Below are 12946 nucleotides of genomic sequence, written 5' to 3' on the forward strand. Positions count from 1 at the left end.
TATCGCTGCGATCGGGGTTTAATCAGACGGACATCTGCTGAGTAGCATCCGTGAAAATCTTATTCCTTAATTACAGTGGAAAGCTGGGAGGTGCAGAGTTAAGCCTACTCGACCTTGCAAAAGTTTATCCAGATGCTCTGCTAGGCTTATTTGAGGACGGGCAGTTTAGGCAATTAGCCGAGCAAAACCAGGTGCCTGTCAAAATCTTGAGTGATAGAACGATCGCGGTTCGCAAAGAAAGCAGTTGGCTGGTGGGGTTAAGCAGTTTGGGTTCGTTGATTCCATTAGTGGCTAACGTGACGCAACTTAGCCGCGACTATGACTTAATTTATGCCAACACTCTAAAGGCTCTGGTTGTGGGCGCATTCGCGAGCTTGATTGCTCGTCGTCCGCTCGTCTTTCATCTTCACGATATTCTCTCACTTGACCACTTTAGTCGCGCAAATCGTCGGCTGACCGTCGCGCTATGCAATCGGTTTGCCTCGCGGGTGATCGCGGTTTCTCAAGCCAGCCTAAACTCGTTTATTGAAGCGGGAGGTCGTCCAGAAATCGGAGTCAAAGTTTACAACGGCTTTCAGCTCCAAGACTATAGCGACGATGACCCTGACGAGAAACGGCAACACAACACGGCTCAACAACTTCGCGATCGGTTGGGACTTGACGATCGTTTCGTAATCGGGCACTTTAGCCGTCTCTGCGCTTGGAAAGGGCAACACATCTTAATCGATGCCCTGACTCATTGTCCTCCAGACGTAACTGCCGTTTTAGTCGGAGATGACTTATTTGGTGAGCAAGATTATGTGCAAGAACTGCATGACCAAGTAGCGCGATTGGGCTTAAGCGATCGAGTTCACTTTTTGGGGTTCCGCTCAGATGTCGTGCCATTGATGAAGATGTGTGACTTAATCACGCACACGTCAACCACAGCAGAACCGTTTGGACGAGTGATCGTAGAAGCCATGCTGTGTGGAAAGCCGATCATCGCGGCTGATGCGGGAGGCGTGTTAGAGATTGTTGAACCAGGGGTGACTGGCTGGTTGGTGCCTCCGGGCGACGCTCAACGGTTAGCAGAAACGATTAACCACTGTCGAAACTATTGGCAGGAAACCCAGACGATCGCGCAGCAAGGACGACAGCAAGCAAAGCAACGCTTCAATCTCACAGTGACTCGGAAGCAGATTCGGCACCTTTTAGAACAAGTGATCGCCGCTAGATCTCCTCAGCCCGGTAGGTCGCTCGAACTGCGGCAATAGTTAGATGGATAGATGCCGCGATCGGGAGATTTTTACAATGATTCTCACTTCGGGGGGAGGTAAATCTCCTGTCCTTACGCCATTCTCAGGAGGATTAGCCGTAAGTCTGGCAAGTATGACAGTGAATAATTCTTCTGTAAGCGTGTTTCTGCCTGCTCTAGCGGGAGGTGGTGCCGAGCGAGCAATGCTGCACCTGGCGCAGGGGTTTGCCGATCGCGGTTTAAGGACAAATCTAGTGCTTGCAGAAGCCGAAGGAGACTATCTTAAGCAAGTTCCGGCAAACGTCAGGCTGGTGGATTTAAAGTCTAAGTTTCCAGTGGTGTTGTCAAAGACAAGGGCATTGCAGCGTCATTTGCAGCAAGAACAACCCACGGTTTTATTTTCAGCGCTAGATATTGTTAGTTCTGCTCTCTGGGCTAAGTGGAGTGCGCGAGTTCCGACTCGTGTGGTGATGTGCATCCAAACCTATCTATCTGGACAATTTCAAGAGCATCAGCCTAACACGATGGGAAAACTTCGACCCAAGTTAGTGCGCTGGCTTTACCCAAAATCAGATGATCTGGTGGCAGCTTCTCAAGGGACTGCCGAAGATCTGGCACAAATCACCTCGCTTCCCCTAGAGCGGATTCGAGTGATCTACAATCCAGTCGTCACGCCTGAAGTTTTAGAGAAAAGCCAAGAGCCGATCGCTCATCCCTGGTTTTTGCCAGCAGAACCGCCCGTGATTTTGGGCGTTGGGCGGTTAGTGAGTCAGAAAGATTTCTTTACGTTGATTAATGCATTTGCGCTAGTGCGACGGCAGCGCCCGGCTCGATTGATGATTTTAGGCGAAGGTGAACAACGCCCACAGCTAGAGCGGCTGATCCGCGAATTGAATTTAGAAGCGGATGTGTCACTACCGGGGTTCGCAGACAATCCCTACGCTTATATGGCTCACGCCTCGGTGTTCGTGCTTTCGTCTAAATTTGAAGGATTTGGCAATGTCGTTGCAGAGGCGATGGCAACCGGAACCCCGATCGTCTCCACAGATTGCCCTAGCGGCCCGGCGGAGATTTTAGACTATGGCACTTATGGCGAGTTAGCGCCAGTTGCTGATCCGCCCACTCTCGCCAAAGCCATTTTAGACACCCTCGACCATCCCATTCATGCAACGGTTTTGAAACGGCGATCGCTAGAGTTTTCGACCGATCGCGTGATTGACCAATACATGGAAGTTTTAGAGAGATTGACGCACCTCACCTAATGCGAATCCTTCACGTTCTCAACGATATTCAAAAGATCGGCAACGGCATCATCAATGTGGCGATCGATTTGGCTTGCCTCCAAGCTCAAGCGGGTCATGATGTCGCTGTCGCATCGGGCGGCGGTGAGTTTGAGGCGCTGTTAGCTGACTATGGAGTGCGGCACTTTAGGTTTGATCAACGCCGCCGACCTGTGCCATTAATCAAAGCCGCCCAGCGCTTTTGGAAGATCGTGGAGGCGTTTGAGCCAAACGTTATCCATACTCACATGATGACTGGGGTCGTCTTGGCAAAACTGCTTAAAGGCAGTGCCAATTACGCGATCGTAGCTACGGTTCACAATGAGTTTCAGCGCAGTGCAATTTTGATGGGACTTGCCGATCGCGTCATCGCCATTAGTCAAGCCGTCGCGATTTCGATGCAGCAGCGAGGCATTCCGGCTAGCAAACTGCGAGTCGTTACCAATGGCACGTTGGGCAGTCCTCGCTGTCGCCCGTTGTCTGAGATCGAACCTCTCCCCTTACACCGTGCCGCTATCACAACGGTTGCAGGCATGTTTCACCGCAAGGGGATTAAAACACTGATTGATGCCTTTACTGAAATGTTTACTAGTCTGGCTGATTTTCCCGTTCACCTTTATTTGGTCGGAGACGGCGACGATCGGGCCGAGTTTGAGCGTCACGCCCAAAAAAGTCCAGTCGGCGATCGCATTCATTTTGAAGGCTTTCAGCCAGAACCACAGCGCTATTTGCTGGCAACTGATATCTTTGTGTTGGCATCCGATCGAGAACCCTTTGGGCTAGTGCTTTCAGAAGCGCGAGAAGCCGGGTGTGCGATTGTGGCCACTCAGGTAGATGGCATTCCTGAAGTCTTGGAGGGCGGAAAAGCCGGACTATTAGTACCACCCAGAGACGCATCTGCCTTATCAAAAGCGTTGATCCAATTGCTATCTCACCCAACGCAGTTAGAGATGTGGAAACAACGGGCACCGCAAAACTTAGAGTGGCTATCGGTGAAACGGGTGCATCAAGAAACATTAGAGGTCTATGAGGATGCAATCCGAGGCTTTGATCTATGACGAGTCAATTTTCTAAACGAGTGAGTATGTTGAATCGATCGAGCTTTTTCCTAATTCTATTGAGTCTCAGCCTGGTCGATCCCAGCTTTGCTCAAACCCCTCAACCGCCTCGATCAAATTCTCCAGCGTCTAGTTCCGCACCGAGTCCGGCTCTGCCTGTTGACCAAGGCTATCTGTTAGGAGCGGGTGACAAAATCAAGCTCGACATTTTTAGCGTGCCAGAATATAGCGGCGACTATCAAGTGTTGGCTGACGGAACGTTGAATTTGCCTCTAGCAGGCAGCGTCACGGTAGAGGGGCTGACGATCAAGGACGCATCGACAGCAATTTCTAAGAAATTCAGTGAATGGCTAACTCGCCCGATCGTCACCGTCAGCTTAGTGGCATCGCGACCGATTAATGTAGCGGTGTCGGGGGAAGTGACTCGCCCCGGCTCTTACACTACGACGCTGACCGAAGGGGGCATTCCGACTTTAACCAAAATGCTTCAACTAGCAGGCGGCATGAGCCAGTCAGCCGATCTTCAGCGAGTGCAAGTGTTGCGGCGATCGAGCAAGGGCGGTGCCCCTCAAGTACGCACCGTTGATTTGCGACAACTGCTGCTCACGGGCGATATCAGTCAAGACCTGCCCCTGCGCGATGGGGATAGCATTGTTGTTCCGGCATCTACTGCTGTGAATATAGATGACGCAAACCTGATCGCCTCTTCTAGCTTTTCGGTCAGCACCGATCAGCCGTTGAAAATCGTGGTGGCGGGTGAGGTCAATCGTCCTGGCCCTCACAGTATTAAAAGCGAGGCGGTGCCGCAAACTCAAACGGGCGGGACGGCTCCGACGATCGGCAATAAGGTGCAGGTGCCGACGGTGACACGAGCGCTGCAAATTGCCGGAGGAATCACGCAATCTGCCAACATTCGCGAGATTGAAGTGCGAAGACGAACTAAAGCTGGATCTGATCAGGTGATGAAGGTCAACTTGTTTCAACTGCTGCAAGCGGGCGATTCGCGGCAAGATATTTCGTTGCAGGATGGCGATCGGGTGATCGTTCCCACCGCCGCGACGCTTTCTCCAGCCGATGCGACGATTTTGGCTCGTGCCAGTTTTTCGCCTGATGCGATCGTGGTCAATGTCGTCGGCGAAGTGGCTAAACCCGGAACGGTTCAGCTTCCGCCCAATACGACGCTTAATCAGGCACTTTTGGCAGCAGGCGGATTTAACACGCGCGCCAAAAAGCGAGAAGTTAGTTTTCTAAGACTCAACCCTAACGGAACGGTCGATCGCCGTGATATTGCCATTAACTTTAATCAAGGCATCAACGAGCAGAGCAATCCGCCGTTGCGAAATAACGATACGATCGTGGTCGGCAAGTCAGGGCTGGCTGGCATCGGCGATACTCTAGGGACGATCTTCGCACCTCTGTCGGGCTTTTTGGGCATCTTTAACATCTTTCGCTGATGTCCTGAGCAGAATTTGGACGTATTTAGCGCAGATCTCTCGCTGACTCAGTGATAAGTGGGAGGTCTGCGCTACGATCTTGTTACGGGATTTTGAAAAATAGACTCAATGATAAGTTTCTTTTATATTAACAATTTACCCATTCTATTAAATCAGTCTTTACTTTCTGACCGCTCTATCGAGTTCAGACTACACTTTGTAAGACTAGAAAAACCTCTACTTCACAAGGGAGAGTGGGCATAGTGTGTGGTTTCATGAGAAATCTGATTCGCAAACACATCTTTATATAGATGGTTGAATAGCAATCTTGGTGAAGTATGAGTGAGTTAGACCGTTGCTATCGAATTTTGGGACTCGAACCCGGTGCCTCACTAGAAGAAGTGAACCAGGCGTATAAAGACCTGGTGTTTGTTTGGCATCCCGATCGCGTGCCTAAAGACAATCCTCGGTTGCTCAAAAAAGCAGAAGACCAAATTAAAGCAATTAATCACGCACGAGATACGCTGCGAACCCAAGCGCGTGAGCGTCCAGCCCCAAAAGCGCAGCCTGCACCCACCCCGAAACAAGCTTCAACCTACTATCAATCTTATTATTACCGTCCGCCTCAGCCTAATTCGCAGACTTCTCAGGGGGCGAGTCATTCTCAGACCCATGGGCATTCTCAAAAGGATCGTGCTCAAAACGGGCAGTCTCAGAATGGGCATCAAGCCAATAGTGGACAGACTCACGCTCAGTCAAAAGATCAAAACTACTATACGCAGTCTCACTATCGACCGGAATATCATCGATCGCCTGACCCTCAAACGCATCAGGCAAATACGCAAACCCAGCGCCCACAGCCTAGCCCCCCACCTGCGAGTCCTTATCCTCACTCGCCTTATCATCCGCCCCAACAGCGTGCCCATACGCCCCCTAGACCGCAGACTCCTGACTTGAGCGGAACTGATTTGAGCGGGCAAAACCTTCAAGAAAGAGATTTGTCGGGTCGTAATCTTAGCCACGCAAACCTGAGCAATGCCAACTTGAGTGACGCTTTTATGCACAAGATCAATCTAGACGGAGCAAATTTGCACAAGGCAAACCTGTTTAGAGCCAACTTGCTTCAGGCGAGTCTCAACAAAGCAGACTTGCGAGAAGCGAATCTGATTGGGGCAGATTTGAGTGGGGCAGATTTGCGCGGGGCAGATTTGCGCGGGGCAAAGATTGGGTTTGACGATCGCATCATGGTCAAACTCACCGGGGCGTTTCTCACGGGAGCCATCATGCCCAATGGTCGAGTGCACGAATAAGGTGCCTTGCTAACGTTAGAGAATAGACCTCATGCATGAACCTGGACAGCCCTCCTCACAAAGCAGGGCTAGTTCATAGAACAAAAAATAATGTGATGAACTAGCCTTGCTAAGGAGGAGGGAGCTGGATCTTTGTTCCCTCGCCTTTGGGGTGAGGGAGAACTTAGCCATTCATACCGCAATTCAGCAACGCCAGATTATTGTCATTTTAGTCTTTAAGCTCCCAACGTCAATTTCCACCAGTTCAGCGTTCCTATATCATTGGCGATTGAATCTATAATGCGTAGCTGCCAGCGTCCTTGTGTTTGTTGACTAAAAAACTTTCTCAGCGTTGGCGTGGTTTGCAGCGAGTAAATCGTTTGCAGTTTTGTCCTGCGTCCTAACGTGCGACCTTGCAGCATCACGGCACTGCCAGATGGCGAAACCAAACTAATTTCTAAATCACCCAGATAAGTGTGATCAATATCCAGTGCAACTTGCACATCGCGCACGATCGCACTGTCTGCGACCTGAATCACGCTCACAATGCCTTGAGGATTGTTGTCAGGAATGGCGATACTCGTATTGTTTTGCAATTGAATCGATCGCTGTGATGCCGCGAGCATTGCCCGTTTTTGAACTGCCATCTGAACGGCTTTTGCCGCGTTGACTTTACCATAGCCAAACCAGTCACAGCGCCCATTCGATTCATACGTGCCTTTCCGCAAGCCCAACTGCGGATCAGCATCACTATCGACAATTTTGTCGGCAGATTGCTGCAAAACTTGTCGCACTTCTTGAGCCGTCAACTCAGGATTTGCCGACAGCACTAATGCTGCGATTCCTGCTACAAGCGGTGTTGCGCTCGACGTGCCGCCAAACTCTGAGGTGAAGCTACTCGCGTCATAACCCGCCGCGTTGACTCGATCGGTGGTGAACACCCCCAAGCCCTGAAGCTGAACTTTGACCTGTGGCGGCGTTGCCACATAGCCCAAATTAGGTAATCCAACTCCTGGAGGCGCATTGTTACTGGGCGCACACACCGAAACTTCTGCACCCCAATTACTGTAGGCAGCCTTCTTGTTTAAACTGGTGGAGGCAGACACCGTGATGATGTCTGGATGCACGCTAAAACCGCCTAACCATTTGGTGTCACCACTGATGGTGGTATTACTGACCGCATCGCGTGGCCAGCCGGATTCATTCACCGTTCCATTCGTGGGGCGGTTGGCATTGCCAGCAGCAAACACAATCACGCAGCCTTTACCGTTACGTCCTTCAGTGGCAGCGCGAGTCAGAGCCGCTCTCATCCGCAGGGATAGCGGAAAATAAACGGCACTCGGTCCCCAGCTACAGGAGATCACTGCCGCGCCTTTGGTCGTTGCCCAATCAAACAGCGACTCGATCGTATCGTCATCCAGAAAGCCCGTTGTCCGAATGGGCATTAGCGCACATTCGGGAGCCGCTCCCACGACCCCGAAGCCATTCTCTTCAGCGACGGCAACCCCCGCGCAAGAAGTGCCGTGATCTTCTCCAGCTTCGTCGGGGTCGGGGTCAAAATCATCGCCTTTAAAATCTCTGGGTGCAACGATTTTGCCGACTCCCTGAAAATCGGGATGGTTGAGATCCATGCCGTCATCCATCACAGCAACGACGATCGAGCGGCTACCTCGCGTCACATCCCAGGCTTGTTCGGCAAACACATGAGAACCGGACGTTAAGCCAAACCCGCCTGTGTGATTGAGGTGCCACTGTTTAGCATAAAGCGGATCTTTGGGGCGATAGTGCGATTGGGTTTTGACGATCACATTCGGCTCGGCAGTCATCACATCGGTGCGAGCAATCAACCGATTAGTCATCTTCATCGGGTTTTCTTTTGCGTCTGACGTGAGTTCAAACACAAAAGCATTGTTAACGCCCACGATCGGTTTGACCTGCCTCAACCCCAACTCTGATGTGATGGTAGCGATCGTTTCTGCACTGACGCTAGGCGCAAACTGAATCGTCACCTGATTGGTCAAATAAATTCGTGAGGCGGGATTGTCTTTAACCTGGTAAACGTGACTGGCATACTCTACCGTGTCGGCTTGACGAACCTCGTTCAGCACCTGATCTTTTTGTGCCGGGTTGACCACAAACTCTGTTAACTCAGGCGGAGCGGTGCCCGGAGCGACCGTTGCAGGAAACCGATTGGCTAAATCTCTAGCTTGTTGACCCGACCCCGCGTGGACTGTGAAGCGATCGTCTACCTTTTCTAACAGCAGTTCTTCGCCGCCGCGCTGTAGAATCTTGCCTCGACTCTCTTCAGCGACACTGGCATTGGCAGGTTGATTTTGAGCAGAATTTGGCACATTGGATGGGTTAGTCATAAACGCCTCACCGCAAACTATTCTCAGTTTAGTCTTCGAGTCAGGAATCTATGCTCAAAATTCTTGGTTCGGACAGCGATCGACCCCACAATTCAAGTCACTGGGAACTTATTAAAAAACTTCGCGTCGCTATTAAATACAGTCAGGATATGAAGCTCTCTGATTGTGGTTAGTTAGTCGCGATCTCGCTCTGAAAGGGTCGCGTAGTGATAAAATACCCGAAGTCTAAAATTGTCCTCTCTCTGTAAATACGAAAGGTCATTCATGGTACTTGCTGGAACTGTTCGCCGCCTTTATCTCCCAGGATTGATTTCACTATCAGTTTTGGCAAGTTTGACATTGACCAGAGCCGTGAGTGCCCAAACTCCTGCACCTTCGTCACCGCCTGGCACCATTCAACCCGACAACGATGCGCTCCGCGTTCAAAATGACAGCCTTCTCAGCGCTCAAGGCGGGCAGCGGCTGATGGATGAGTCCACCAAAGCCGTTAACAGTCAAAACTATCCGTTAGCCACCAAAAAGCTGCAAGAAGCGCGTCAGGTGTTTAACCAGCTTTCCAATTTCTATCAACAATTAGCAACTAGTTTTTCTGGCATTGATAATCGGGTGGCAGATAGCCAACGCAAGAAAGCCCTCGAAGCGGCTCAAATGCGGGATCAGGCAACCTATCAACTGGCGCTCGTGCATCGGGCCCAAAATCAGCCAGAATTAGCAGTGCCTCTGCTGGTGCAGATCATCGGCAGTCAACAGCCTACCCGCGATTTAGGACAAAAGTCTTATCAACAACTGCTAGAACTTGGCTTCGTGGATGCGCCGTTTCCAAATCGGGCTACTCAACCCACTAAGTAGGGTTAGTGCCCCCGTGCCTACCCCTGGCGGAGGGCAACCACGGGAGGATTGCCTCTACCCAATGCCGAAAATTAACCTACAAGGCTAACAAAATGTGAATTCGATGCAGCTTTTCGCTACGGTTGCAAATCCAGGCTGCCCCCTAAATCCCCCAAAATTGGGGGACTTTGAACCTCAATTCTGGGCTTAAAGTCCCCCAGAATTGGGGGATTTAGGGGGCTGAAGCGCTGAAGAACGAAGCGAAAGAACTCATCGAACTGACGTTAACAAAAATTCTTTAGCCAACTTCCTAGCAATCCTGTGATCACGCTCGGTTGTTCGAGGTGAGCCAGCACTCCTGACTGAGGCAAGACTGCAAATTCCTGTACCGCTTGAGGGTTTAGCCCCGCTAGTCGTCGCCCTAAAGCAACATTGGTGAACTGTGCCAACTCTCCCCACAAAATCGACGTGGGCACAGTTAACTGAGTCAGATACAGCGACAAATCAAAATAGAGATCGCCGCGCAAAAATGCCAGGGCAGAATATTCGGCGTTGGGCTGTTGGGCAGACTCTAAATAAGCCGCAACCATTTCATCGGTGATGCGGCTGCGATCGCCAAACAAAAACTGTTCCAAAAAGTTACGCACGGCAATCTCATTCGTCGCCCCGATCGCGTAGATCAGGCGATCGAGGATCGGCGTATTGATAATCTGAAGCGGAATTCTTCGCCCTGCACCTTGCCCAAAGTCGTCAAATCCAGATGGACAGACGAGATAAAGTGACTGAAAGAGCGCTGGTTTTTGCACCGCAAGCCGAACCGCGATCGCGCCCGTTAGCGAAGATGCCACCACCGCAACTGGCGAGGACGATACTTGCTGAATCAGTTCGGCGATCGTGATCAAATAATCCTCAATTCGATAGTCTCGCATCGGATGGGCAGAGTTGCCCCAGCCCAGCAAATCGGGCGCGATGACGTGATGCGTATTGGCAAACGCCGCATACACTTTTGACCATTCATAAGCCGAAGAACCGCCCCCAAAACTGTGGAGAAACACGATCGGCGGACGCGGCGACTCCTTGATCGTCCAAGGTGCCGCGACTGGGGTGTAATAAGCGATCTCACCCAGCGAAGTCTGAATATTTTTCTGACCAAATCCTGGAGGTTGAAACTGTACCATTCTGCTCTATCACACTCGTTTATTTGGAGATTAACGCAGTTTGCGATCGAAATGTCATCGCTCGATCGTCAGATTCGTTAAGCTGGAGATCTCTTAGTTTTGCGAGGACAACCCTAATGGCTCAATGGGATGCAGGTCGATTTGTGCAAACCCTGGCATACTTTGAGGTGATCCCTCTCGTAAGCTGGCTTCAGAAAATGTTTCAAGGTGACACGCCTTCTCAGCCGATTAACCCTCAGTCAGACGTTTTGTTTGACTTTAGCAATCCGTCAGGCACGATCAATCTCTGGGGAGCCTTGGATGATGTGGTGATGGGAGGGGTTAGCGCCAGTTCGTTTCAGCAGATCGATCGCGCGGCGCTGTTTACGGGCACTGTCTCGACTGAAAATTCGGGTGGCTTTGCCTCAGTTCGGACTCGCAATTTTGAGCCTGCTGTCAATCTTTCAGGCTACGAAGGCATTGAACTGCGTGTTAAGGGCGACGGCAACCGCTATAAGTTTATCGCTCGTGATGACGAGACGTGGGACAGCATCGCCTATACCTATTCATTTGACACCGTGGCTGATGAGTGGCTCACCGTCAACATTCCGTTTGCAGAGTTGGTTCCAGCATTTCGGGCAAAGACGCTGAAAGATGCTAACCCGATCGCTACTCAACATCTGCGATCGCTGCAACTGATGCTGAGTAAATTTGAGTATGATGGGGCACTCAATCCCAAATTTACTCCCGGCACGTTTCACTTATACGTCGCAACCATCAAGGCTTATCGCGGTTCTAGCGTTTAGCGCTTGCAACTACACCATTGCTCTCAGTAGAATGCCAGTGCTACTCTTGCCAAAGCTGCTGCTGTTCCCTTGCAATACATTCAACCGCTCATTCCCCATCTCAAGCTAGAATCCAACAATTCAGAACTCAATCACCTTCGCACTGAAGACAAAACCGCCCACCATTGGTATCGGTTTATTTTGTCGTTTCCGCCGCATTTAGTGCAGGATTATTTAGAAAAGTTTGGGGTCAATGAGTCGCATCAAGTTCTCGATCCGTTCTGTGGAACAGGCACCACAGTGGTTGAATGCAAAAAGCTAGGAATTCCCAGCGTCGGGGTTGAGGCGAATCCGATGGCGTGGTTTGCAGGAACGGTAAAACTCGATTGGAGTCTTGACCCCGATGAGCTGTTGCGCCACGCTGATCAGATTGCTAAAGCGACCGAAAAAAGGCTCGATCGCACCGAAGAACCCTGGCAAACGCTACCCGAAGATCGCTTAAAATTGCTGCTCAAAAACTCAATTAGTCCATTACCGCTTCACAAATCGCTGGTGCTGCTAGAGCAAATTAAACAACATACTGACTCGCCCTATCAGCGTCACGAATTGTTAGCTTTGGCTAAAGCGTTAGTTTTTTCGATTAGCAATCTTCACTTTGGACCAGAAGTGGGAGTCGGTAAGGCCAAGACCGATGCTCAAGTCGTCGATTCGTGGCTCGAAGGCATAGAAGCGATCGCTGCTGATCTCCGTTGTCTCAAAACTCTGCCTGACACGAGCGCGATCGTGCATCATGCCGATTCTCGCCAACTAGCTGACGTTTTAGAGCCTAACTCGATCGACGCTGTGATTACGTCACCGCCCTATCCCAACGAGAAAGACTACACGCGCACGACTCGCTTAGAATCTGTGATTTTAGAATTTATCAACGACAAGGCAGAACTGCGAACTCTCAAAAAAGGCTTGATGCGATCGAATTCTCGCAATGTCTATAAAGCCGACGACGACGATCGCTGGGTTGCCGATCATGTTGAAATTCAGCGCATTGCTAATGCGATCGAAGCCAAACGGATCGAACTCGGCAAAACGAGCGGCTTTGAGCGAATGTATGCGAGAGCTACCCGGCTTTATTTTGGCGGCATGGCGAGACATCTGGCAGATTTGCGTCATGTTTTGCGCCCAGGTGCCCAGCTTGCTTACGTGGTCGGTGATCAGGCATCCTATTTGCGTGTCATGATCCGCACGGGGACGCTCTTGGCAGATATTGCAAAATCCCTTGGCTATGAAGTCGTCAGCATTGATCTATTTCGGACTCGATTAGCGACCGTCACTCAAGAACAGTTGCGTGAAGAAGTCGTCGTTTTGCGCTGGTCGGGTCGTTAAAAATTGTGTAGTGAAACCGGAGAAACACCGATTCATTGTGTATTTGATCAATGCGAATCGTTATACGATCGCGCTAATCACAACGTCAGTTCGACAGAAGCGGTTTGCTCCGGTTGTGAAGAAAGCCCCCTAA

10 protein-coding genes are annotated in these 12946 nt (G+C 50.7%); 8 read left to right on the forward strand and 2 right to left on the reverse strand.

Features of this window, described 5'->3' with window-relative positions; genetic code table 11:
- Window positions 1-50 precede the first annotated feature (50 nt).
- From C7B65_RS07850 to C7B65_RS07870, 5 genes are all read left to right on the forward strand, one after another.
- Window positions 51-1253: a glycosyltransferase gene (locus C7B65_RS07850; RefSeq protein WP_073070267.1), complete on the forward strand. Its 1203-nt coding sequence runs from the start codon at window positions 51-53 to the stop codon at window positions 1251-1253.
- A gap of 37 nt (window positions 1254-1290) precedes the next feature.
- Complete coding sequence (locus C7B65_RS07855; protein ID WP_223257318.1) at window positions 1291-2496, forward strand: glycosyltransferase; 1206 nt, start codon at window positions 1291-1293, stop codon at window positions 2494-2496.
- Complete coding sequence (locus C7B65_RS07860; protein ID WP_073070269.1) at window positions 2496-3572, forward strand: glycosyltransferase family 4 protein; 1077 nt, start codon at window positions 2496-2498, stop codon at window positions 3570-3572. Before C7B65_RS07855 ends, C7B65_RS07860 begins: the two co-directional genes overlap by 1 nt.
- On the forward strand, window positions 3569-5026 hold the full coding sequence (locus tag C7B65_RS07865) for an SLBB domain-containing protein (RefSeq protein ID WP_073070270.1): 1458 nt from the start codon (window positions 3569-3571) through the stop codon (window positions 5024-5026). Before C7B65_RS07860 ends, C7B65_RS07865 begins: the two co-directional genes overlap by 4 nt.
- A 317-nt stretch (window positions 5027-5343) precedes the next feature.
- Entirely contained in the window at window positions 5344-6315 is a 972-nt protein-coding gene (locus C7B65_RS07870; protein WP_073070271.1) for a pentapeptide repeat-containing protein, read from the forward strand.
- Window positions 6316-6530: 215 nt separating this feature from the next.
- On the opposite strand, the gene C7B65_RS07875 is transcribed toward C7B65_RS07870, so the two are convergent.
- Window positions 6531-8663 carry a S8 family serine peptidase gene (locus tag C7B65_RS07875; RefSeq protein ID WP_083582757.1) on the reverse strand — a complete coding sequence of 711 codons (2133 nt, stop codon included), beginning with the start codon at window positions 8661-8663 and terminating at the stop codon, window positions 6531-6533.
- A gap of 264 nt (window positions 8664-8927) precedes the next feature.
- Between C7B65_RS07875 and C7B65_RS07880 the strand changes: the two genes are divergently transcribed.
- Complete coding sequence (locus C7B65_RS07880) at window positions 8928-9512, forward strand: hypothetical protein (RefSeq protein ID WP_073070272.1); 585 nt, start codon at window positions 8928-8930, stop codon at window positions 9510-9512.
- Window positions 9513-9775: 263 nt separating this feature from the next.
- On the opposite strand, the gene C7B65_RS07885 is transcribed toward C7B65_RS07880, so the two are convergent.
- Complete coding sequence (locus tag C7B65_RS07885; RefSeq protein ID WP_073070273.1) at window positions 9776-10669, reverse strand: alpha/beta fold hydrolase; 894 nt, start codon at window positions 10667-10669, stop codon at window positions 9776-9778.
- A gap of 116 nt (window positions 10670-10785) precedes the next feature.
- On the opposite strand from C7B65_RS07885, the gene C7B65_RS07890 reads away from it, so the two are divergent.
- Both C7B65_RS07890 and C7B65_RS07895 read left to right on the forward strand, forming a co-directional pair.
- Window positions 10786-11454, forward strand: coding sequence for a CIA30 family protein (locus tag C7B65_RS07890; protein WP_073070274.1), 669 nt, complete (start codon window positions 10786-10788; stop codon window positions 11452-11454).
- Window positions 11455-11523: 69 nt separating this feature from the next.
- Window positions 11524-12813: a DNA methyltransferase gene (locus tag C7B65_RS07895; protein WP_223257319.1), complete on the forward strand. Its 1290-nt coding sequence runs from the start codon at window positions 11524-11526 to the stop codon at window positions 12811-12813.
- Window positions 12814-12946: the final 133 nt, after the last annotated feature.

Origin of the sequence: Phormidesmis priestleyi ULC007 (assembly GCF_003003695.1) — a bacterium.
In the GTDB taxonomy this organism is placed as follows: domain Bacteria; phylum Cyanobacteriota; class Cyanobacteriia; order Leptolyngbyales; family Leptolyngbyaceae; genus Phormidesmis_A; species Phormidesmis_A priestleyi_A.